The following is a 23,151-nucleotide window of genomic DNA, read 5'->3' as shown; positions in this document are numbered from 1 at the left end:
TTTAGGGATGATTTCTTTCCCACGCTGAATTTTCGACACTTCGAAAGGATAAAGGTAGATAAGGAATGGCTTTTTTATTCACTAATAAAATTATTTAAAATGGCTGTTTTAGACCAATTAACATCGCAAGAAGCGATGGATTTAGAAAACAAGTATGGTGCACACAATTACCATCCACTTCCAGTAGTACTGAGTAGAGGAGAAGGTGTGTATGTTTGGGATGTAGAAGGAAAAAAATATTACGATTTCCTTTCTGCTTATTCTGCAGTAAACCAAGGACATTGTCATCCGAAAATTGTTTGTGCTATGGTAAACCAAGCACAAACACTTACATTAACTTCTCGCGCGTTTTATAACGATATGTTAGGAACATTTGAGAAATACGCTACCGAAACCTTTGGCTACGATAAATTGTTACCTATGAATACAGGTGCAGAGGCAGTAGAAACGGCTTTAAAACTATGTAGAAAATGGGCGTATGAAGTAAAAGGTATTGATGAAAATGAAGCCGAAATTGTAGTTTGCGAAAACAACTTTCACGGAAGAACAACTACTATTATTTCGTTTTCTAACGATCCTGTAGCTAGAAAAAACTTTGGGCCTTATACCAAAGGATTTATTAAAATTGAATATGATAATCTTAAAGCATTAGAAGAAGTACTTTCTAGTAATTCCAATGTTGCAGGATTTTTAGTAGAACCAATTCAAGGGGAAGCTGGTGTATATGTACCAACGGAAGGGTATTTAACTAAAGCCAAAGCTTTATGTGAAAAGCATAATGTTTTATTTATTGCAGACGAAGTACAAACTGGAATTGCAAGAACTGGTAAAATGTTAGCAATTGATCATGAAAACATTAAAGCAGATATATTAATTCTTGGTAAAGCATTAAGTGGTGGCGCATATCCTGTTTCTGCTGTTTTAGCAAATGATAACATTATGAATGTTATTAAACCAGGAAATCATGGAAGTACATTTGGTGGAAACCCAGTTGCAGCAGCAGTTGGTATGGCAGCATTACAAGTAATTAAAGACGAAAAACTTGCGGAAAATGCACAAGTTTTAGGGGAATTATTTAGAGCAGAAATTTCTAAATTTATTGAAACCTCTAATATTGTTAATGGCGTAAGAGGTAAAGGTTTATTAAATGCTATTTTAATTAATGATGATGAAGAAAGCGAAACTGCTTGGAACATTTGTATGGCTTTACGTGATAATGGTTTATTAGCGAAACCAACACATGGAAACATTATTAGATTTGCACCGCCTTTAGTAATGACTAAAGAGCAATTATTAGATTGTGTTTCAATTATTACAAAAACGCTTAAGCAATTTGAAGTATAAGTTTTTTGTAAAAATAAGTATAAAAAAAAGCGACCATTGGTCGCTTTTTTTTTATAAAATCTATCCACTTTTTTTAGGGAGACTTAACTATTGGATTTTATTGGTTTTGTTGTTGCCATTCTTCCATTACTTGTTGAACGTTTTCCATATAAGCATCCCAACCACCAATACTGTAAATTTGATATACAGAATACAATAAAGAGAGTACAGCCAATGCAAGTCCAATATGGGCAATTATTTTAGCTGTTTTTACTTGGCTATAATTAGAGTAAAGTTCTGGATTCTCCATATATAAAGCATCATCTTTCTTTAATAGGAATAAAGCAATTCCAGAAAAAAGAAGTCCTCCAATTCCCATACTACAGCAGCATGCTATAAAAGAGATAATTCCTAAGACTAAAGCGATTGTTGCATTTGGTAATTTTTGTTGTTCCATTGTTTTTTTGATTAGTTATACAAATTTTAAAATATAGCTTCCCATTATGATCACAATATTAATAATGGCAAGAGAAATGATGATTTTATTTGCGAATTTAAAATTCTTAAAATGATTAATTAGTACAAAGCCAAAAAGCAGAATTAATGTAAAAATTGCAGGATACATATTAAAAGCTGCTGTTAAATCTCCTTGAAATATTAAAGAAACGGAACGCTGCATACCACAACCTGGGCATTCTATACCAAGTAGTTTTTTGTTTAAACACGGAAGCATGTAATCTTCAAAGGAAGACATAAGAATCATTTTTTTGAATTACAAATGTATAAAAAAGCCAATGGTGAACCATTGGCTTTTTCAAATATATAGAAGTTTCGTTTATTTTTTCTGTGAAACGATTACTTTTTTACTCATTGTGCTTTGATTAGCAAAAGTTACTTTAGTGATATAAATACCTTCACTTAAGTTTTTAGTAGAGAATGTATATCTATCTTTAACAGATAAATTATTTTCGTTAAATATTCTTTTTCCGGAAACATCCAACAAAGAAACCGTTGTCACCTCTAATTGGTTAGGGTTTAAAATCGTTAGTTGTGCTGTGTTATTATTTTGCATTACTAAGAAATCTTTGTCGTTAAATGCTTCTGAACTTAAAGCATTGGATTGAAATGTTATTTCAAATCGATCGGTATAATTACCTTGCTCTAAAGTAATTTCATAAGCTTGCTCTTGTAAATTAATATATAGATCACGTGTTTTATCGTGAATATATATAGGCTGACTTGTAGCGAAATTTTGAACATCATAAATACCAAATCGTACCAATTGGGGATTATTTATGTTTACTAGTAATGGAATTTTTAATGTTTCGTCATAATTAAATGCTTGTATAGCATACGGAGTTTCATCAAGAATCCAATTTGCATCCGAACTTGTTTGTTCTGAAATTTGAGCTTCTAAACCATAGTCAAAACCATCTGTTGCTGTATGGTGAAAATTCATTAATAATTGTCTTGTGTACGAATCATTTCCATTATTGTCAAAACCTACATTAATTCTGAAACGTTTAAAATCTTCTGGAACTATGTTATAGCCATCCGTATTGTATTCTGTATCTGTTCGTGTATTGGAAGAAGTGTCTACGGTTCTAAAAAACTCACTATTAGCCCCAGATTGTTTGTAGAAAACTCTTTGAGAATTTGAGAAAATTACGCTAGTTGCACTAGCAGTACCTTCCATCATGAATCCTTGTCCAACAGGAATATATCTCCTTCCTGTTTTTGGAGCTGCGTTCGTTATAGGAGGAGTACCAGCTACGGTACCATCTAATAAATACATTCTAAAAGCAGCAGGAACAAAAGAGTCCGTAATTGTATCATCTGTAAGGTCTGCAGGAGTACCATTATCATTTACCGTTGCAATGGTGTATATACCATATCCACCAACATAATTAGATAAAACATGAGATGTTGCTCCCGGTTGTTGTTCCCAATATTTTATTGCTCCAGTTGTGTTCGTTATATTTTGAGGGTTATGTAAAAAATAATAGGCATCTAAAGCAGAAGGATATGGATTACCAACTAGAGTTTCTCTATTTGGGTTTAATGTAACTGCTATATCTCCATTGTTTGGTTTTCCTCTAAAATCATATTTTTGAGCGCCGCTCGGGTTTCCTTTCATAGAAAAACCATAACCAGAAAGCAAAGTGCCGTTTTCATCTCCACCTGCAGGTAAAGGACCGGTTACACCTAAACCACGCCAATCACCATAAGCATCAATTGGAGCTGTTGAACTTAAGCCGATAAAAGTATATAACCAATAACTAGAAATTTGTGTGGCAGTACCATCATAACCTGTAACAAAGCCGTAAGGAGTTGTATTTGTAGGAAGAGGCCCAGTTTCAAGATAAAAACTATTACTAGGCATAAAACTGGAGTTTCCAGTAGCGGCTAAATTTTGACCTACAGGAGAAGCCCAATAATTATACATATACGTATTAGAATTACCAGTCTGCTGCACACTAAGTTGTCCATTTCCAGTATTTGTACTTGTTGTAGTTGCATTACTTTGTAATAACTGTGCATCATTACGAAGATAGATGTGGCCGTTTGTGTTTAAATTAACATCATCTGTTACATAAAGAGGTGCCACATTTGGTCCGCTAGCAAAAGCGGTTCCATCTACATATACATAACTTCCGTTACTCACGTATAAATCAGATTGTGCAAAGGTTATACTGCAAATAGTAGATAGAAGTAAGGTGTATAAATATTTCATGAGGGTATTATTTACTTTTTAAATGGAATAATAAAAGTGTTATCATCTAATGCGACGTCTAATTGCTTTTAGTCGCAGTTGCTGTTGTTAGAACAAGTTTATCAGATCTAGTTATAGGAGTTAGAATAACCTTGTCTTTTGAAAGTCTTTTTTTGTTCACTATAACAGCAGTAGGTTCGACATTTATATAAAACACTGTTCCGCGGTTTCTTATTGTTTTTAAAAGAGGAATTATTTTTGGTATCTTTATATTAGACTTAAAGGAAGTTTCTGCTTTTTCAGCAGTAGCTACAACATTCTTTATTTCACTATTTTGACGTTCAGCTGCAAAATTAGGAATAGTTTTAACCTGTGAAAATGTAATATTCACAGAAAAAAGGAATAAAGTACCAATTAGAACTTTTATGATTTTAGTAAAATGCATAGTATATAAATTGATGATTATTTAAATTGTATCCTGTATAATTTGCAAAATGGAAAATAAATTGGCCATTTCGAGCCTCAATCGTTGTTACTAAATCACCATAATCAGGTAAAGGAGAAAGGTTTCCTCCCCAAGTTACTGTACATGTGCTAGTAGTTGTACAATCAGAATCAAGCAACGTTAAAGTGGAATAACCTGCAGGAATATTAAAGAGTCCGCTATAGTATTTACCCATTTTTGTTGTTTGAGTTGTATTTAATAGTCTTAAGCCCCAGGTAGGAGAATTTCCTGCACCTTCCGATAATAATATTTGTTTTGAAATTCCAGCTAAATTGTTTGGCATTAAAGCACGAGAGAACTTTACATTTCCTACTACGTCCAAAGACTCTGAAGGCGTAGTGGTACCAATACCAACTTGGGCAGTAATTGTAAAGGTAAATAGTAGGCAAAAAATTAAGATTTGGAACTGTACAGATTTAGTAATCTTTTTCATAATACAGTCGTTTTTTAGGGTTCTTCTACTAAATCTAGTTAAAAATTATTAGAGATGTGATTTATATTGGTTATTTTCGACCAAAAGTATTAATGCATCGTTTATTATATGTTTTTATCTAAATATTTAAGTTATATATTGATTTTAATTGGTTGTTTTGTAGCGATTTATGCGCAAGCGGAAGCGCAACAAAATACATTGGTTTTAGTTTTAGGAATTGTATTATTAATGTTTGGTTTGTATAGAGTTTATAGTACTATACCGAATAAAAAAGAGGAAGAAGAAAAAGATGAGTTTTAAAATTGGTGATTTTGTGTTTGTTTTAGATGACGATTTATCTGGTGAAATAGCTAAAATTTCAAAGGATACGATTACCATTTTAACCGAAGATGGTTTTGAATTAGACTTTACTAGTAAGGAACTGATAAAGCAAGAAAAATCGAATGCTTTAAATCAAAATGTTTTTAAGAATAATTCTTTTCAAAATGTAGTTTCCGAAAAGGAATCAAAGAAAAGAAAACAAGTAACCAAAAAGCCTAAAGAGCGCTACGAACCTACTTTTGAAGTAGACTTACATATACATCATTTAACAAATTCTTCTAGAGGAATGTCAAACCACGACATGTTAAACTTGCAGTTAGATACTGCAAAAAGGCAGTTAGAATTTGCCATACATAAACGCATGCAAAAAATGGTGTTTATTCATGGCGTAGGAGAAGGCGTTTTAAAAATGGAATTGGCGTATCTTTTTGGTAGATATAATGTGAAATATTATGAAGCTAATTACCAAAAATATGGATTAGGAGCTACAGAAGTTTACATCTACCAAAATAGTAATTCTTAAGGGAAAGGTATATCTTCTACCGTTCTTTCTGTGGTTAAACTGCTGTCTTCCAGAGTTCCAAAATCTAAAAAGTCATAGGTAATCGAAGGAAGTTCTATGCTTCTTAGTTCTATGGTGATTTTAAAAACTTGTTCTATATCGTGATCTTTATATGCGGTTGCTGGAACGGTATTAGCGACTTCATCATTTAAATAATCCGCAACTGTAATTAAAGGATTCGTACCTGTAAAATCGTTGGAAGGATCTTCGTCTTGCGAATCGTTTTCTTCATCTATAGTTTCTACACCATCATTGTCATCATCTGTATCCAAATAATTTGGTATTCCGTCGCCATCTGTATCTAAAGGGTTCGTTATAGGATCTTCATCTCCATCCGCATCGGTCGTATCAATTTCTAAGCGGGTAAGTACGTTGTCGCCATCATCATCTTCATCTAAATAATTTGGGATACCGTCTCCATCACTATCATCGTCTGTTAAATCGCCATTCAAATTAATATCTTCCATTTCTGCAGGAATACCATCGTTGTCATCTTCAACAAGTGAAACATATATAGTTGCCGTTCCTGTGGTGCTTTCTTCATCATTGGTAATAAGGATTGAAGAAGAAGGTACATCGTTACAAAAGAAATCTGTTGGTGTGGTGTTGTATCTTCTATAATTAAATAGGTTAGTGGTTCCGTTAATGGTGAATTCTTCTTCATTATAGGTTAAAGTACCGTCGGTTTCTATTTCTAGTAAATCTGCTAAGGTTAATGCTGTAGAAGTAATTTGTAAAGAAAGCGATTCTGCTGGGTCTTCTTTTATTTTATAAAACACCAATTCGCCGCAAGCGGAAAAAGTATCTTCAAAATCTAATTCTTCCGTAATTATATCTCCATCGTCACAAGAAATAAATATAAAAAGAGATAAAAAAACAAAAAGTAACTTTTTCATAGCAATGTAATTTTTGAACAAAAATAATAGAATTGTTAAACTTATAACGATGCTTCTTGTTAATAATTTTAATTCCTCTATTTTTGTTGCTTCTAACAAACCATTCTTATTTATGAAAACCGTTTATTTTGATAGTGCTGCAACAACTCAAGTTCGAGATGAAGTAATAAAAGATATGCAAGATGTTCTTGCTACGCACTATGGTAATCCATCATCAACACACGCATTTGGGCGTTCTTCAAAAGCTATTATAGAAACAGCAAGAAAAACCATTGCGAAGCAATTGCATGCATTACCTCAAGAAATTATTTTTACTTCTGGAGGTACAGAAGCAGATAACATGATTCTGCGTTGCGCGGTTAGAGATGGTAATGTAACCACTATTATTACTTCTCCAATAGAACATCATGCCGTTTTGCATACTGTTGAAGAATTAAGAAATGAATATAATGTAACCATAGAGTATGTGAAATTACAACAATGTGGAACGCCAGATTACGAAGATTTGGAAAGATTACTATCTGCTAATGATGAGCGTAAATTGGTAAGTTTAATGCATGTTAATAATGAGATTGGTAATATTCTAGATATAGATAAGGTTGCTGCATTATGCCAAACCAATAATGCCCTTTTTCATAGTGATACGGTACAATCTATTGGTCATTTTGAATGGAATGTACAAGAAACTCCTATTGATTTTATGACTGCTGCTGCACATAAATTTCACGGGCCAAAAGGAATTGGCTTTGCTTATATACGTAAAAACAGCAATTTTAAGCCACTTATTTTTGGAGGATCTCAAGAACGTGGTTATAGAGCAGGAACAGAACCTGTGCATGCTATTAAAGGTTTAGAAACCGCTTTTAAACTAGCATATCAAAACCTAGAGGAAGAGCGTGCTTATATACAAGATTTAAAAGACTATTTTAAAGTGGTACTTAAAAAGGCTATTCCAGGAGTAAAATATAATGGTAATTGTGAAGATCAAGTAAAAAGCACCTATACTTTAATAAATGTATGTTTGCCAATGAGTGCTGAAAAAGCATTGACCTTGCAATTTCAAATGGATTTAAAAGGAATTGCTTGTTCTAAAGGTTCTGCTTGTCAAAGTGGAAGTGGAAAAGGATCTCATGTTTTAGCGCAAATCTTAGAGGAAGAAGATATACAAAAGCCATCTATTCGATTTTCTTTTTGTAAATACAATACGAAAGAAGAGATTGATTATGCTATTGGTGTTTTAAAGGAGTTTGTATAAATATATTTGTAAGCCTAATTACTATTTTTTTTTAGATAAAAAGTGCTTCGCCTTTAGTGTCAAACCATCCAAGTTTTATTGCAGATTTATCAAATTATAAAACATAAAAAAACCTTCAGAAATTATTTTCCTGAAGGTTTTTTATTTCAATTAATCAACACTTAAGCAGCTTGTTCTTTTTTATGTAGTCTGCTTTTAATTTTAGTTTCCCATTTTTCTAGAAGCGGAACTTCATTCGTCATTTCAATGTTTACATCTACATTGTAAAACTCTAATACTTCTTTTGCTTTATTCGAATTTTTATAACCAATAACCAAATCGATTTTATCGGTTTCCGTTTTAAAAACTTTATTGCTTTTAAAGGTTCTATTGGTTCTAACGATTTCACAAGAAGCTATTTCTTCTACATCTATAATAATAGTGTTATGTTCTTCATTAACTATTTTAGAATAGATTAATTTGTTTTGTGTTTCATCTAATGCAATAGCATAGTAGGATCCCCAAAAGTCAGGTTCTGTTACATTTAAATTGTTTTTTTGTGCTTCGTCTATAAAGCCTTTTTTAGATTTTTTCTTTTTACTCGTTTGTGATCTTTGTATGAATACAATTGGTATAGTTATAATAAGAACAATTACAATTCCGATAATGGTGCTAATGGATTCCATAAATTTATTTTTTTATTTGATTATAAGTGGAAATTCTTGGCTGAAAACCAAGGATAAATAAGGTGACAGCTAATTCCTTTTTAGAAAATTAGTTGTTCGAATAAATAAAAAAATAGGTTTTATGAAAATGTATGGAAAGGGTAGAGTAGTGCTTCCAAATCTAATCCAGGATGGATGTTTACACTACGATATACGTATTGTTTGTCTTTCGTTACGGTGTAGTTTTCCACATACTTAAAAAGTGGAAATTGTGCTTTTAGCTTTTCAGATTCAAAATTGAAAGTATTGGAACTAGCAATATCTACGAGTGGTTCTAAATCTGGAAATACAGAAAGCTCAGGTGTTTTAGCGTCCGAATGATTATGGGAAACATCCTGATGTTGACTACTATCTGAAACAACATCTATGACAAGATTTTGTATAGAAATGCTGATGCTTAAACTATAAGCAAGCAGCAGGCATAAAGCCGTTAAATTTCTAAACATTTGTTTCATGAAGGCAAAATTACTACTGTTTTTAATTCGGTATTAAAAAAATATGTTAAATTTTTTAAAACTTCATATTTAGTCTCACATTAAAAACTCTTGGTGTCAAGTAGTTTGGTATTGCATATTGTCGTTTGCTGTACACATCTCTAACCCAAGTGTTTGTAATAGAGTTTTGTACATCGAAAATATTAAATATTTCAATACCTAAAGCAAGTTCTTTAAATGGTTTTTTCCAGCCAGATTCAAACTGTTTTTTGTCGTCTACAAGTACATATTGCACCCCTAAATCTGCACGTTTATAATCTGGTAAACGGTTTTGATATACATAAGGATCTGCATAACTTGGTGAACCACCAGGAAGTCCTGTGTTATACACTAAGTTTAAATACATTTTTAAGTTTGGCATTGTTGGTACGTAATCTTGAAACAATGCTGCAAATTTTAAACGTTGGTCTGTTGGTCTTGCAATATAGCCACGACCATCAATATTTTCTTCTGTTTTTAAATAACCAAAACTAAACCAAGATTCTGTTCCAGGAACAAACTCACCATTTAATCGTAAGTCTAAACCGTAGGCATAGGCTTCCGCATTGTTATCGGCAGCATACCGTATTCTTACATTTTCTACGGTATACGGATTAACATCGTTTATCTTTTTGTAATACGCTTCACTTGTTAATTTAAAAGGTCTGTCCCACATTTTAAAACTGTAATCATTTCCTAAGACAAAATGAATGGATTGTTGCGCTTTTACATTGGGTTGTACTTCTCCGTTTTGATCGCGTAATTCTCTATAAAAAGGCGGTTGGTAGTAAAAACCGGTTCCAAATCTAAACAGCATGTCTTTTTTCCAATTCGGTTTTATTGCGACTTGTGCTCTCGGACTAAAAACAGTTTGTGAAGAACTTGCAATACCATCTCCTTCTACATTCCAATTGTGCATTCTTGCGCCAGCATTTACCCAAAGTTCACTTTCACCAACGGTAAAACGTCTGCTCCATTGCAAATACGCTTGAATTCTATCTATAGAGGTATTGTTATTGGCTCTAACGTTTTGGTAGGCCGTGATAGGTCCTTCATTTGGTTGATACGGTTGGTTATTAAAATCATCTAGACTTGGCGGATTAACAGTAAATCCAGCCGAATCTACAACTTCCCATTCTACTAATCGATCTCTAATATCTTCGTTGGTATATTTTATAGACCATTCGAAATTGTTGTCGTTAATTTCGTAATCTCCTTTATGTTCAATCGTTGTAATAAGCGCATCTAAATCATTTCTACCATGATTTAATTGTCCGCCAATACCTTCACTAAATTCTACTTCTCCTAAATCTTCATCCCCAATATTGGTATTTACTTCCCCAAGTCGGTATTGTGCTAAAATATCAAAATACTCTTCTTCCGTAGTGTGATATGTAGAAGCTACTAAACTTAAGTTTAAATCGTCATTTACTTTGTAGGTTCCTTGTAATGCACCAAAAAGTGTTTGGTATGCATCTTTTTCTTGCCCTTCATAAAAAACAAGTAAAGCAATAGGATCTGTTAACGTTCCAAAATTGGTTTGTCTTGTTTGTGGTTCGTAATTATATTTGTTTATAGAGGCGTTTCCTAAAAAGCTCAAGCTAAATTTATCTGTAAAATTATAAGTGACATAAGATTGCACGTCTAAAAATTTAGGATCGTAATTGGTTTCTGTTTCTTTTGCGTTTACCAATAAACTATTATCTCTGTAACGTACACCAACAATTCCTGTTAATTTATTGTCATTACTTACGGCTTCTATAGCAATGCTTCCACCAAGTAAGCTTAAATCTGCTGCGATACCAAATTCTGAAGGTTTTCTATAAGTAATATCTAAAACGGAAGAAAGCTTATCTCCATATTTAGCTTGAAATCCTCCAGCAGAAAAATCTACATTCTGCACTAAATCTGTATTTACAAAACTTAAACCTTCTTGTTGTCCGGAACGAATTAAAAACGGTCTGTATACTTCAATACCATTTACATATACCAGATTTTCGTCATAATTACCACCACGAACGGAGTATTGTGTACTTAATTCGTTATTACTATTTACACCAGGAAGTGTTTTTAATAAGTTTTCTACTCCTGCATTTGCACCCGGAATTCTTCTAATGGTTGCAGGTTTTAGTGTAATAACACCTTGAACGTCTTTTCTTTTTCTTCCCGAAATAACAACCGTCGCAATTTGCTCTATATTGGTTTGCATTACTGGATTGAACTCTATTTCTTCCCCATTTTTTAAGTTAAAAGTGGCAACTGTCTTTTTTAAAGATATATGCGTAAAGGTTACGGTTACATCTTGATTAGCAGGTATTTTTAGAATAAAAAAGCCATTAGCATTTGTTGTGGTTCCAGTATCGTCTACTTGAATGTTTACGTTGTCTACTGGTTTGTTAAATTCATCTAGAATGACACCTCTTAATGTTCCTGTTTGGGCAAACATAAAAAAAGGTAGAAGAATAAATAAAGAAGATAGGAATTGAAATTTAGTATTCAAGATAGTTCGTTTTTATTTTCGGTAAAACATAGTTTCAAATGTAGAATTATTTCCAACATTATCTGTAACAATTAGCTTTAAATTATTTTTTGTTTCCGTGGAAACGGCATCATTAAAGTCGTAAGTTAATGTTTTTGTTTTATAATCGTACTCGGTTAAAATCCATTTCCCGTTTAAAGTAGCTCTGTAATTAGATATTCCAGAACCTTTATCTTCAATTTTAATTTTAAGGAATCGGTACTTGCTTAGCCATTTTCCTTTAGAAAAGTTCTTTGGTGTAATAGTTGGAGCAATGGTATCTGTAGCCAACGCATATTTACCCAATGTTTTTGTGCTAGTAGTTAAAATATTTCCTTTCCTTTTTGTTCGGGAGTATAACGGATAATCATTCCAGCCAACCAATCTTGCAATGTAAACTTTACTGGCATCTTCGGTTTTATAACCACTTAAATCATAACTAATATCAAAATTCCTTTTTGCAGGAATGATATCTTCATGTAGTGTCAATGTATCTTTGGTAACCTTAAAGTCGATAAAAAAGTTATCATAAAAAGTATTACTTCCAATATTTACTTTAACGCGACCATCGTTTAAAGATTCTTCTTGACTAGCTAATATATAAAATGGAGTAGTAGGGTCTTCCAAGGGTAAAACATCCTCCGATTTTAAACCTTTAATATTAATTTGAAGCCAAACCTCATTGTTTTTAATATCGGAAACACGCACTTTGTACACAGAAGAAGTACTATCTTCTACTTCAATATAGCCATCATTGGAAGCATTATTGTACATGCTTAACGGATTATTTTCTTCTATAAAAAGCTTTTGAACCCTTTGTTTCTTCGTTTTATATAGATCATAATCTATTAATCGATTAAGGTGTTTTGTTTCGCTAAACGAAAAGCGCTTAAAATCTAACTCAAAGCATAGATCGCCATTATATCTGGTTTGAATATTATAGACGCCGTTTTTATTGGCTGCCAAATCCTGTCTATCTATAGTTGCAATAGCAAAACCTATTTTACCAAAAGCTTCTAAATTTTCAACAGCATAGGTACCATCTTTATTATCTATTAATCGAAGCTTTTGTTTTATTTTAGACTTGTTTACATGTGCATCTTGACCAATTGGATAGGCATATACTTCTGTAATAATTGGCTTTGTACTGTCTTTTATATCTAATCCGAAAAGTAACGGGTTTATAGGTCTTTCTTCGTTGTCTCTAATTTCGTAATGTAAATGAGGTCCGCCAGAGCCGCCAGTGTTTCCGGAATAAGCAATGATTTCTCCTTTTTCTACTAGGAGTTCTTCCGAGTTTGGAAATAGCTGAATTTCGAAGGATTCCTCTTCGTATTGACGTTTTTTTACATAGGCTTCAATTTCTTTGGAAAAGCTTTGTAAATGACCATAAACGGTAGTATATCCATTAGGATGCGTAACATATAGGGCTTTTCCATAGCCAAAATGAGAAACCTTAATTCTACTAATGTAGCCATTTGCGGTACCGTATACTTTTAAACCTTCCCGCTGTTGCGTTTTTAAATCCATTCCGGAATGAAAATGGTTGGATCTTAGCTCGCCAAAAGTACCGGCGGCAACCAAAGTAATGTCTAAAGGGGATCTAAAATAATCAGTAGGGTACACGCTTTGTGCATTACAGAAAGAGGGGAAAAGCAGAAATAAAATAAATAGAATTCTCATAAAATATATTGTATTGCGAAAGTATTAAATTGAAATGAGCATAACCAAAAAGTTATAATATATTCATTAAAACATTTATAGAAAATTTTCTATAAATATATAGAAAATGAATTTTGTAAGCAAGGATTATAGCAAATAGTACGCCATTGTATTGATATTTAGTGTCTTTCAATATTTTTTAATTTAATTATAAAAAACAATTGCTAATTAGCTTCAGGTATGTTAACTTTGTGAGATAAGTATTGAATTTGTAAATGAGTCATATTGAAGATATTGTAGATGCTTTAGAAAATAAAATTAGCAAAGTGTTGCATAAACAAGACGTTTTAAAACAAGCTAATATAAAACTAGAGCAAGATTTACAGGCATCTAATCAAGAGCTTCTACAAGAAAAACAACACATTGTTGTTTGGCAAGAAAAATATGAAGCACTCAAAATGGCGAATTCTTTGCTTGGCAGTGATAATAATAAAAGAGAAACTAAGCTTAAAATAAATACATTAATTAGGGAGATAGATCATTGTATCGCACAGCTTTCTGAGTAATGAAACATAGTTAAATGGCAGAACAGCTTAAAATAAAGCTATCTATAGCTAATAGAGTATATCCTTTAACCATCAGTCCTAGTCAGGAAGAAGGTTTACGTAAAGCAGCCAAGAACATTGAAGCTATGATTACCCAATTTGAGCAAAGTTATTCTGTTAGAGATAAGCAAGATGTATTAGCCATGTGCGCATTACAATTGGCATCACAAACAGAACAAAAAACTATAGATAAAGAGAATGTTAACGAGCATGTAGAAGAGAAGCTTAACGCTTTAAACAACTTACTACAGGAACATTTAAATTTATAATTCGTTCTTTTAAATAAAATAAAGGTTACTGCCTGCATTGATTATTTTTTTTGATAAACTCAACGTTAATTCTTTAAAAAGGGTGAGTTGAAGTTGTAAAAGCGAGCTACCTCGAGTAGATACTTGATCAGCTTGTTAGCCCTAAACTTGTTTTTAAGGAGTTTATACAAAACCATAAATTGATGTAGGCTTTTTTATATAATAAATACTAATTAACTAAACATGGAAAACCCAATTGTATTAGCAATAATAGGCATTGTAATAGGTGTAATTATAGGATACATTATAGCTAAAGCATTAGAAAAAAGTAATGCATCAAAATTAATTAAAGGCGCTAAAAAATCTGCAGCTTCTATTCTAAAAGAAGCAAATAGTGAAGGAGAATCTATAAAGAAAGATAAAATTCTTCAAGCCAAAGAAAAGTTTATTGAATTAAAATCAGAACACGAAAAAGTAATCTTATCTCGCGATAAGAAAATGGCGGAAACAGAGAAACGTATTCGTGATAAAGAATCTCAAATATCTAGTGAGCTTTCCAAAAGTAAAAAATCTAATACAGAAGCAGAAGCTAAAATAAAAGACTATAACCATAGGCTCGATATTATTGAAAAAAAGCAAGAAGAAGTAGATAGGCTGCATAAAAGCCAAATACAACAATTAGAAGTAATTTCTAGTCTTTCTGCAGAAGAAGCAAAAGAGCAGTTAGTAGAATCTTTAAAAGGGGAAGCTAAAAATGATGCAATGGCTTATATTCAGAGCACATTGGAAGAAGCTAAAATGACCGCACAGCAAGAAGCTAAGAAAGTTATTATTAATACCATACAACGTATTGGTACAGAAGAAGCGGTAGATAACTGTGTATCTGTATTTAATATAGAATCAGATGATGTAAAAGGACGTATCATTGGTAGAGAAGGAAGAAATATTCGTGCTATTGAAGCGGCTACAGGAGTAGAGATCATTGTAGATGATACTCCAGAAGCTATTATATTATCTTGTTTTGATTCTGTAAGACGTGAAGTTGCTCGTTTATCTTTACATAAATTAGTTACTGATGGACGTATCCATCCTGCAAGAATTGAAGAAGTAGTAAAGAAAACGCAAAAACAAATAGAACAAGAAATTATCGAGGTTGGTAAACGTACCGTTATCGATTTAGGTATTCATAACTTGCATCCGGAGTTAATTAAAATGGTAGGTAGAATGAAATATCGTTCTTCTTACGGACAAAACTTACTACAACATTCGCGTGAAGTAGCTAAACTTTGTGGAGTAATGGCTGCGGAATTAGGTTTAAACCCTAAACTGGCAAAACGTGCTGGGTTATTACATGATATTGGTAAAGTGCCAGATGCAGAAGCAGATATGGAAACGCCGCACGCTATTCTTGGTATGCAATGGGCAGAAAAGTTTGGTGAAAAAGATGACGTTTGTAATGCTATTGGTGCACATCACGATGAAATAGAGATGACTTCCTTACTTTCTCCTATTATTCAGGTATGTGATGCTATTTCTGGTGCAAGACCAGGTGCTAGAAGACAAGTATTAGACAGTTATATACAACGTTTAAAAGATTTAGAGGATATTGCCTTTGGTTTTCAAGGTGTGAAAAAAGCGTACGCTATTCAAGCTGGACGTGAACTACGAGTAATTGTAGAAAGCGAAAAAGTATCAGATCAAAATGCGGCAGACTTATCGTTTAATATCTCGCAAAAAATACAAACAGATATGACGTATCCTGGACAAGTTAAGGTTACCGTTATACGTGAAACAAGAGCAGTAAATATTGCTAAATAAAAAGAATACTATTTTACAGTAATAAAAAAAGTCTAGCTACGTGCTAGACTTTTTTGTTGGGATATTTTATAGTAAAAGTAGATCCAACGTTTACGGTGCTTTCTACTTCTATTGTGCCATCAAAAGCTTCAATCTGACTCTTGGTAAGATATAGTCCTACGCCTTCCGCGTTTTCATTGTTATGAAACGTTCGGTATAATTCAAAAATATCATTTCCGTATTTATCTAAATCAATACCTAAACCATTATCGGTAATAGTAAGAATGATTTCCTCAGGAGTAATTATAGATTTAATATTTATAATTGGTGTTCTGTCTGGGTGTTTATACTTAATAGTATTAGAAAGTAAGTTTTGTAGGATACTTTGAAAATAGGCAGGATTGTATTCTAAAAATAAATTTGGGTCTATATTGTTAGTAATAGTAATTTCGGTTTTTTTTGTTTTTGTTTTTAAAAAGCGCACCGCATTAACAACATATTCTTTGACGTTAATAGTTTGTATGGTTTTGTTTTTAGAAGCGTCTGTTGTAACTATTTTATTTAAATTACTAATAGTTTTGGTTAGTGAATTATTTACGGTTTTAAGATGATTAATAATCTCCTTTTGCTCATTTTCATCCTCGGCTTCCTCATAAAAATTTAATAAACTATCAAAATTAGCAGTATGCGATTTTAGATTATGAGTTACTATTAGCGCAAAATTTCTAAGCCTTTTATTTTGACCTTTTATAATGTTTTGATTCTTTGCTAGTTTTTCTTCTTGTTCTTTCCCTTCACTAATATCTGTGTGCGTACCAATAATTCGAGTCGGTTTCCCGTAAATATCACGCTCAATAATACGACCTCTATCTAGAATCCATTTGTAAGAACCGTCTTTACATTTTATTCGATGTTCGTTAACATAGTCTGGATTTATACCAATAATATGATTGTTAAAATCTTGAAAATAAAGAGCTTTGTCTTCTGGATGAACGCGATCGTTCCATTCTTTGGCGGTTGTTCCTATTTCGTGATCTTCAAAACCTAAAATATGTTTTGATTCTTTAGAATAGAAAACACTTTGGGTTGTTGCATTATAATCCCATGCTCCAATATTGGAATTCTCTAAAGCAAATCGCAAAACCTGTTCTTTAATATCTAATTGGTAATGGTCATTTTCTTTATCAGAAATGGTAGGGTTTAACTTATTTGCGTTATTCATTGTAGGTCTTTAATTAGTTTAGGGGAGTACAAAAATAAGCAACTGTAATGTATTCTTACTTTATTTAATTCGAAAAACAAAAGAAACACGACGAAATGCTTGTTTATAGGTTAAAGCGTTTAATTATTGTTGTGTTGTAAGAAATATAGACGATTGTAACAATTAATTTAATAAAAAAGCTAATCTGTTTTTGGTTTGGGAAGATTACATTTTCTTTCTATTTGTTATTGTAATAGTAAAAGTAGTTCCTGTATCTACTTTACTTTTTATAGAAATTTTTCCGCCAAAAGATTCTATTTGGTTTTTAATAAGGTACAATCCAACGCCTTCGGCATCTTCATTATGATGGAACGTTTTATATAGACCAAAAATATCCTTACCAAACTTATTTAAATCGACACCTCTACCATTATCAGAAATGATTAAGTCAATCGCGTGCTGTTTTAAGGTGTAATCAATATTAATTACAGGATTTCTGTCTTTATGTTTATATTTAATAGCGTTTGTAAGTAGATTTTGAATTACACTTTCAAAATAAGAGAGGTTGTAATAAATAAAATACTTTTCATTTACATTATTAATTACTGTGGTATGGCTTTCGTTAATAACAAAATCAAGAGATTTTAAAACATTATTGATTTCTTGAGCAACATAAATGCGCTCTGTTTTTTTGTTATTATTGGCTTGTACAGATACTACTTGGTTTAAATTGTTTATTGTTTTGGTAAGGGAAGTAGAAAGTGTTTTTAAATGTAGCATTAACTCTTTTTTCTCTTCAAGCGTTTCTGCTTCCTCATGAAAATCAAGTAAACTTTCAAAATTACCAACATGTTGTTTTAAATTATGCGTGACTATATGGGCAAAATTCTTTAATTTATTGTTTTGCTCTGTTGCTATATTTAAAGATTCAATTATTTGGTTTTCAGCTACTTTTTGATTGGTTATTTCTGTATGAGTACCAATAATTCGTTTTGCTCTGCCATCCATGGTAAATTCTACTATTTTACCTCTATCCAAAATCCACTTATAACTGTCGTCAGCGCATTTTATTCTATGCTCATTTTCATACATTGATTTTATTCCAGTAAGATGATCTTGAAAGTCTTGAAAATATTTTTTTCTATCATCCGGATGTACTCTATCATTCCAATCATTTATATTGGAACCAAAAGTATCGCTATCTTCAAAACCTAGTATTTTTTTAGATTGATTAGAGAAGAAAACCTTATTCGAATCTAAATCAAATTCCCAAAAACCAATTTTTGTGTATTCTAGTGCAAGCTTCCACTTCGTGTCGTTTCGATCTTGCAAAACATTATTTTCAATAAACCCCTGATTTATAGCATACATATGTATCGTATTTAAAAAAGTTTTAGGGATTTTTTTAAAAATTATTTAAGTCAGTTACAACTTACATAATTCTATTCAAATATAATAAAACATCGATTAATAACAAATTTTTATCGATTAAAAACTCTCATTTCTAGGGTGATACGTATTCATAATATCTTTTAAATGACTTTTATCTACATGCATGTAAATCTCTGTAGTTGTAATACTCTCATGACCTAACATGAGTTGTATTGCTCTTAGATCTGCCCCGTTTTCTAGTAAATGCGTTGCAAAAGAATGTCTAAATGTATGCGGAGATATGTTTTTATTTAAGTCAATTTTCACAGCTAATTGTTTAATTATTGTAAATATCATTGCTCTTGTCAGCTGTTTTCCTCGTCTATTTAAAAATAAAACATCTTGAAATGCTGCTTTTACTGGTGTATGAACTCTTACTTGGTTTTTGTAAATATTAATTATTTTCTGGGTTTCTGGTACAATGGGAACAAAACGTTGTTTATCTCCTTTTCCTGTAACTTTAATAAAACCTTCATCAAAAAATAAATCTGAAATTTTTAAACCAACAAGTTCACTAACTCGCAATCCGCAACTATATAGTGTTTCTAATATGGCACGATTTCTTTCGCCTTGAGGAGTACTTAAATCGATTGCCTCAATTAATGAATTTATATCTTTTTCAGATAATGTATCTGGTAGCTTTCTTCCTATTTTAGGAGATTCTATAAGTTCTAACGGATTGGTTTTAATGTAATCTTCAAAAACGAGATAATTAAAAAAGCTTCGTAGTCCAGAGATTATTCTAGATTGTGATCTTGCATTTACTTGTTTGGCAACTTCATAAACAAATTGTTGAATGATTTCAGAAGAAATAGTTAACGGCGATTCTTGTATTTTTTTCTCTTCTAAAAAAGCAATTAGTTTATTAACATCTAGCGCATAGTTATCTATAGAATTTTGAGATAAACCTCGTTCTATCTTTAAATACATTTTATAATCTAAAAGCGCCTGTTGCCATTTCATTGCAGTAAAATTAATCGTTTTTTTTGAATTATTAATTGTATTCTAAACATTAGATGAGTAATTGTTTTTAGTGTTAAAAATGTTAATTAAACGCTAAAGTCAAAGGTAAGATTCGCATTACATAGTATTTTTGCCGACTTAAATATAAAACTCAAAATAGTTATGAAAAAATTATTGTTTACAGCTGCAATTGCAGTATTAGGATTTACAAGTGCTAACGCGCAAGATGAAACAACAACAACTGGTGGTTTTTCTAAAGGAGATATCTTTCTTTCAGGATCTGTTGGTTTTGGTAACGAAACTACAGGAGATGTTAAAGCAAACACATTTATGATTGCTCCAAAAGCAGGATTTTTTGTTTCTGATAACATTGCAGTTGGTGCGAAATTAGGGTATACTTCTTGGAAAGCAGATAATGATGGTACAGATACTGTAGATCAAAATCAATTTTCTGGTGGTGTTTTTGGTAGATATTACATGACTCCATCTAACCAATTTTCTTTATTTGCTGAATTAGGTGTAGATTATACTTCTACAGATAACAAATTAGCAGATGTAAAATCGGATGGCTTTAGTACAGGTTTTGCTCCTGGAATTAGCTATTTCGTTTCAGACAAATTCGCTATCGAAGCTTCTTTTGGTATCTTAGGATATTCTACAGAGAAAGGTGATTTTGATGGTGCTGAGTCTACAGACAACTTTGACTTCGGATTAAACTTTAGCAATATCAACTTTGGTATCGTTTACAATCTATAAGCTAAATAAATTTTTATTTAAGCCGAAGCATTTGCTTCGGCTTTTTTTATGCCTATTTTTTAATATCTTTACTTTATGAAGAAACTCATTATCATTAATGGTCCTAATTTAAATTTATTAGGAACGCGAGAACCAGAAATTTATGGAAGCTTATCTTTTACCGAATTTTTAGAGGAAATAAAAGAAAAGTACCCTAAAGTAGATATAGACTATTATCAATCTAATGTAGAAGGTGAACTTATTAATAAAATACAAGAAGTTGGTTTTAACTATGATGGTATCATATTAAATGCAGCAGCTTACACACATACTTCTGTGGCAATAGGTGATGCTATAAACGCGATAGAAACTCCAGTAGTAGAAGTACATATTTCTAATACCTTTTCTCGTGAAGATTTTAGACACACCTCCTATATTTCTCCAAATGCAAAAGGCGTTATTCTAGGCTTTGGTTTGCAGAGTTATGAATTGGCGATTCAGAGTTTTTTGTAAACTGGTTTAGATGCTGTAAAAGTTCAGGATGACAACATTCGAAATAAAAAATGCGATTCCATATGTATGGAATCGCATTTTTTTTATATTTCTAACAGCTAACAGCTAACAGCTAACAGCTAACAGCTAACAGCTAACAGCTAACAGCTAACCAGCTAACAGCTATAAATGAATCACTTCACCATAAGCAGCAGCTACAGCTTCCATAACCGCTTCACTCATTGTTGGGTGTGGATGAATCGCTTTTAATACTTCATGACCAGTTGTTTCTAGTTTTCTTCCTAAAACAGCTTCAGCAATCATATCGGTTACTCCAGCTCCAATCATATGGCATCCTAACCATTCGCCATATTTAGCATCAAAAATAACTTTTACAAAACCTTCTTTTGCTCCAGAAGCACTTGCTTTTCCAGAAGCAGAGAATGGGAATTTACCAACTTTAATGTCGATACCTTGATCTTTAGCTTGCTTTTCGGTTAAACCAACAGAAGCAATTTCTGGAGTACAATACGTACAACCAGGAACGTTTCCGTAGTCTAAAGCTTCTACATGCTGACCAGCAATTTTCTCTACACATAAAATAGCTTCCGCAGAAGCAACGTGTGCTAAAGCTTGACCAGGAGTAATGTCTCCAATAGCATAGTAACCCGGAATATTAGTTTGGTAGAAATCGTTAACTAAAACTTTATCTCTATCTACAGCAATACCAACATCTTCTAGTCCAATATTTTCTATGTTTGATTTAATTCCAACAGCAGAAAGAATAATATCTGCTTCCAAAATTTCTTCTCCTTTAGCAGTTTTTACCGTTGCTTTTACACCTTTTCCAGAAGTATCAACACTAGTTACCTCTGCAGATGTCATTATTTTTATACCACTTTTCTTAAAGCTTTTTTCTAATTGTTTAGATACATCTATATCTTCAACAGGAACTACATTTGGTAAGTATTCTACAATAGTTACATCGGTTCCCATAGAGTTATAGAAATAAGCAAATTCTACACCAATTGCTCCAGAACCAACTACTATCATCGATTTAGGTTGCTCAGGTAAAACCATTGCTTCTCTGTATCCAATTACTTTTTTACCATCTTGCGGCAAACTAGGCAATTCACGAGAACGTGCTCCAGTAGCAATTATAATATGATCTGCTGCATATTCTTTTCCGTCAACATCTACTTTTTTTCCAGTTTTTAGTTTCCCAAAACCTTCAATAACATCGATTTTATTTTTTTTCATTAAAAACTTAACGCCGTTACTCATGCCATCAGCAACACCACGACTACGTTTTACAACCGCATTAAAATCTTTGTCATACTCTTTTACAGAAAGACCATAATCATCCGCATGTTTTAAATATTCAAACACTTGGGCCGATTTTAATAAGGCTTTAGTAGGAATACATCCCCAATTCAGGCAGATTCCACCAAGGCTTTCTTTCTCAATAATAGCTGTTTTTAAACCTAATTGAGAAGCTCTAATAGCTGCTACGTAGCCTCCAGGACCACTTCCAAGTACAATTATATCGTATTTACTCATTGTGTATTTTTTAGTCGATTTTTCAAGTTACGAATTTACAAAACAAAGCCGAAATAATAAATTGATGTTTCATTTTTATTTGGGCGTGCCCTAAAGGTCGGGCTATACACTATATCTTTTGCTAAAAAAAGCAAAAGGATGCCGTTTCTATCCCTCACGCGAGATGCAGAATAGTTTATAAATCGTCGGTAAAATGTCTTTTTCCTTTTTCTTTTGCAAATTTTTCTTGATTGTATGTAGCAGAATTTCCTTTGGAAATTGATAAAGATTGCCAAGTAGTTCCTTTTATAAATTTACCTATAAAAACCATTTGTCCTATGTGATAGGAGTAGTGTGCCAGTTGCCTGTTAATAGCTTCTGTTACCGTATGTCCTTGGTTTCGTATGTAAATAATACGTTCTTGGTCTTCTTCCTGTAAAGGTGTAATAGCATTAAATAAACAAGACCATCCGGTTTCCCAAGAAGCAATAAGTGCTTCTTTACTAGTATACGTCTCTATAAATTCTTCATCGCGTTTTCTCCATTCTTTTTCGCCATCTTCGGTTAAAAAGTTGGTCCAACGAGATACCATATTACCAATAACATGTTTCGCTATAATTGAAACGCTATTAGATGCGGCATTAGGTTGCCACTGCAATTCTTGAAAAGAAAGCTGGTTTAGGATTTTATCGCCAAGAGATTTGTAGTAGACAAACTGTTTTATAGTGCTAGATAAATAAGTGCTTTCCATACATTCAGAATTTGTTTACTAAAA

General features: G+C 32.3%; 24 protein-coding genes and 1 other RNA gene. 10 read left to right on the top strand and 15 right to left on the bottom strand.

What is annotated here, in order from left to right; genetic code table 11:
• The first annotated feature begins 99 nt into the window (after positions 1-99).
• On the top strand, positions 100-1,344 hold the full coding sequence (rocD, locus tag ACVCZW_RS18305; protein ID WP_452233121.1) for an ornithine--oxo-acid transaminase: 1,245 nt from the start codon (positions 100-102) through the stop codon (positions 1,342-1,344).
• Positions 1,345-1,441: 97 nt separating this feature from the next.
• Here rocD and ACVCZW_RS18300 read toward each other — a convergent pair whose 3' ends face one another.
• The 5 genes from ACVCZW_RS18300 to ACVCZW_RS18280 all read right to left on the bottom strand — a co-directional run bounded on the left by ACVCZW_RS18300 (position 1,442) and on the right by ACVCZW_RS18280 (position 4,974).
• Positions 1,442-1,780: a CCC motif membrane protein gene (locus tag ACVCZW_RS18300; protein ID WP_452228362.1), complete on the bottom strand. Its 339-nt coding sequence runs from the start codon at positions 1,778-1,780 to the stop codon at positions 1,442-1,444.
• Positions 1,781-1,795: 15 nt separating this feature from the next.
• The gene (locus tag ACVCZW_RS18295) at positions 1,796-2,077 is read right to left on the bottom strand and encodes a DUF2752 domain-containing protein (RefSeq protein WP_452228363.1); all 282 of its coding nucleotides are present in this window, start codon (positions 2,075-2,077) and stop codon (positions 1,796-1,798) included.
• 81 nt (positions 2,078-2,158) lie between these two features.
• Positions 2,159-4,057, bottom strand: a complete 1,899-nt coding sequence (locus ACVCZW_RS18290; RefSeq protein WP_452233120.1) for a T9SS type A sorting domain-containing protein — start codon at positions 4,055-4,057, stop codon at positions 2,159-2,161.
• A 58-nt stretch (positions 4,058-4,115) separates the two neighbouring features.
• Positions 4,116-4,481, bottom strand: a complete 366-nt coding sequence (locus ACVCZW_RS18285; protein ID WP_452228365.1) for a hypothetical protein — start codon at positions 4,479-4,481, stop codon at positions 4,116-4,118.
• Positions 4,468-4,974, bottom strand: coding sequence for a hypothetical protein (locus ACVCZW_RS18280; protein WP_452233119.1), 507 nt, complete (start codon positions 4,972-4,974; stop codon positions 4,468-4,470). Before ACVCZW_RS18280 ends, ACVCZW_RS18285 begins: the two co-directional genes overlap by 14 nt.
• A 108-nt stretch (positions 4,975-5,082) precedes the next feature.
• Here ACVCZW_RS18280 and ACVCZW_RS18275 point away from each other — a divergent pair, with 108 nt between their 5' ends.
• Both ACVCZW_RS18275 and ACVCZW_RS18270 read left to right on the top strand, forming a co-directional pair.
• Positions 5,083-5,274 (top strand): hypothetical protein, encoded by a 192-nt coding sequence (locus ACVCZW_RS18275; RefSeq protein ID WP_452233118.1) that lies wholly within the window; start codon positions 5,083-5,085, stop codon positions 5,272-5,274.
• A complete protein-coding gene (locus tag ACVCZW_RS18270) occupies positions 5,264-5,818 on the top strand; it encodes a DNA mismatch repair protein MutS (protein WP_452228368.1) in 555 nt (184 codons plus the stop codon). Before ACVCZW_RS18275 ends, ACVCZW_RS18270 begins: the two co-directional genes overlap by 11 nt.
• Here ACVCZW_RS18270 and ACVCZW_RS18265 read toward each other — a convergent pair.
• Positions 5,815-6,753: a hypothetical protein gene (locus ACVCZW_RS18265; protein WP_452228369.1), complete on the bottom strand. Its 939-nt coding sequence runs from the start codon at positions 6,751-6,753 to the stop codon at positions 5,815-5,817. The genes ACVCZW_RS18270 and ACVCZW_RS18265 overlap by 4 nt on opposite strands.
• A gap of 112 nt (positions 6,754-6,865) precedes the next feature.
• Here ACVCZW_RS18265 and ACVCZW_RS18260 point away from each other — a divergent pair, with 112 nt between their 5' ends.
• Complete coding sequence (locus ACVCZW_RS18260) at positions 6,866-8,008, top strand: cysteine desulfurase family protein (protein WP_452228370.1); 1,143 nt, start codon at positions 6,866-6,868, stop codon at positions 8,006-8,008.
• A 161-nt stretch (positions 8,009-8,169) separates the two neighbouring features.
• Here ACVCZW_RS18260 and ACVCZW_RS18255 read toward each other — a convergent pair whose 3' ends face one another.
• The 4 genes from ACVCZW_RS18255 to ACVCZW_RS18240 form a co-directional block, all read right to left on the bottom strand.
• On the bottom strand, positions 8,170-8,673 hold the full coding sequence (locus tag ACVCZW_RS18255) for a hypothetical protein (RefSeq protein WP_452228371.1): 504 nt from the start codon (positions 8,671-8,673) through the stop codon (positions 8,170-8,172).
• 119 nt (positions 8,674-8,792) lie between these two features.
• The gene (locus ACVCZW_RS18250) at positions 8,793-9,167 is read right to left on the bottom strand and encodes a hypothetical protein (protein ID WP_452228372.1); all 375 of its coding nucleotides are present in this window, start codon (positions 9,165-9,167) and stop codon (positions 8,793-8,795) included.
• Positions 9,168-9,222: 55 nt separating this feature from the next.
• A complete protein-coding gene (locus tag ACVCZW_RS18245; RefSeq protein WP_452233235.1) occupies positions 9,223-11,631 on the bottom strand; it encodes a TonB-dependent receptor in 2,409 nt (802 codons plus the stop codon).
• Between the two features lie 66 nt (positions 11,632-11,697).
• On the bottom strand, positions 11,698-13,329 hold the full coding sequence (locus tag ACVCZW_RS18240) for a M23 family metallopeptidase (protein WP_452233117.1): 1,632 nt from the start codon (positions 13,327-13,329) through the stop codon (positions 11,698-11,700).
• A gap of 311 nt (positions 13,330-13,640) precedes the next feature.
• Here ACVCZW_RS18240 and ACVCZW_RS18235 point away from each other — a divergent pair, with 311 nt between their 5' ends.
• From ACVCZW_RS18235 to rny, 4 genes are all read left to right on the top strand, one after another.
• Positions 13,641-13,931 (top strand): hypothetical protein, encoded by a 291-nt coding sequence (locus tag ACVCZW_RS18235; protein WP_452228374.1) that lies wholly within the window; start codon positions 13,641-13,643, stop codon positions 13,929-13,931.
• Between the two features lie 14 nt (positions 13,932-13,945).
• Positions 13,946-14,239, top strand: a complete 294-nt coding sequence (locus ACVCZW_RS18230; protein ID WP_452233116.1) for a cell division protein ZapA — start codon at positions 13,946-13,948, stop codon at positions 14,237-14,239.
• A 57-nt stretch (positions 14,240-14,296) separates the two neighbouring features.
• Positions 14,297-14,403: non-coding RNA, 6S RNA (gene ssrS, locus ACVCZW_RS18225), on the top strand.
• A gap of 58 nt (positions 14,404-14,461) precedes the next feature.
• Positions 14,462-16,036, top strand: a complete 1,575-nt coding sequence (rny, locus tag ACVCZW_RS18220) for a ribonuclease Y (RefSeq protein ID WP_452228376.1) — start codon at positions 14,462-14,464, stop codon at positions 16,034-16,036.
• Between the two features lie 43 nt (positions 16,037-16,079).
• Here rny and ACVCZW_RS18215 read toward each other — a convergent pair whose 3' ends face one another.
• The 3 genes from ACVCZW_RS18215 to xerD form a co-directional block, all read right to left on the bottom strand.
• Positions 16,080-17,237 carry a sensor histidine kinase gene (locus ACVCZW_RS18215; RefSeq protein WP_452233115.1) on the bottom strand — a complete coding sequence of 386 codons (1,158 nt, stop codon included), beginning with the start codon at positions 17,235-17,237 and terminating at the stop codon, positions 16,080-16,082.
• 204 nt (positions 17,238-17,441) lie between these two features.
• Complete coding sequence (locus ACVCZW_RS18210; protein ID WP_452233114.1) at positions 17,442-18,587, bottom strand: sensor histidine kinase; 1,146 nt, start codon at positions 18,585-18,587, stop codon at positions 17,442-17,444.
• 117 nt (positions 18,588-18,704) lie between these two features.
• A complete protein-coding gene (gene xerD / locus ACVCZW_RS18205) occupies positions 18,705-19,610 on the bottom strand; it encodes a site-specific tyrosine recombinase XerD (RefSeq protein ID WP_452228379.1) in 906 nt (301 codons plus the stop codon).
• 162 nt (positions 19,611-19,772) lie between these two features.
• Here xerD and ACVCZW_RS18200 point away from each other — a divergent pair, with 162 nt between their 5' ends.
• Both ACVCZW_RS18200 and aroQ read left to right on the top strand, forming a co-directional pair.
• The gene (locus ACVCZW_RS18200; RefSeq protein ID WP_452233113.1) at positions 19,773-20,366 is read left to right on the top strand and encodes an outer membrane beta-barrel protein; all 594 of its coding nucleotides are present in this window, start codon (positions 19,773-19,775) and stop codon (positions 20,364-20,366) included.
• A gap of 75 nt (positions 20,367-20,441) precedes the next feature.
• Positions 20,442-20,858 carry a type II 3-dehydroquinate dehydratase gene (gene aroQ, locus ACVCZW_RS18195; protein WP_452228381.1) on the top strand — a complete coding sequence of 139 codons (417 nt, stop codon included), beginning with the start codon at positions 20,442-20,444 and terminating at the stop codon, positions 20,856-20,858.
• A 162-nt stretch (positions 20,859-21,020) separates the two neighbouring features.
• On the opposite strand, the gene lpdA is transcribed toward aroQ, so the two are convergent.
• Together lpdA and ACVCZW_RS18185 are read right to left on the bottom strand one after the other, a co-directional pair.
• A complete protein-coding gene (gene lpdA, locus ACVCZW_RS18190; protein WP_452228382.1) occupies positions 21,021-22,397 on the bottom strand; it encodes a dihydrolipoyl dehydrogenase in 1,377 nt (458 codons plus the stop codon).
• A 175-nt stretch (positions 22,398-22,572) separates the two neighbouring features.
• Positions 22,573-23,127, bottom strand: coding sequence for a DUF1572 family protein (locus ACVCZW_RS18185; protein ID WP_452233112.1), 555 nt, complete (start codon positions 23,125-23,127; stop codon positions 22,573-22,575).
• Positions 23,128-23,151 lie beyond the last annotated feature (24 nt).

Source organism: Lacinutrix sp. MEBiC02595 (genome assembly GCF_053601555.1).
The sequence above is the reverse complement of the archived record's forward strand: the minus strand, read 5'-3'. Positions and strand labels throughout refer to the sequence as shown.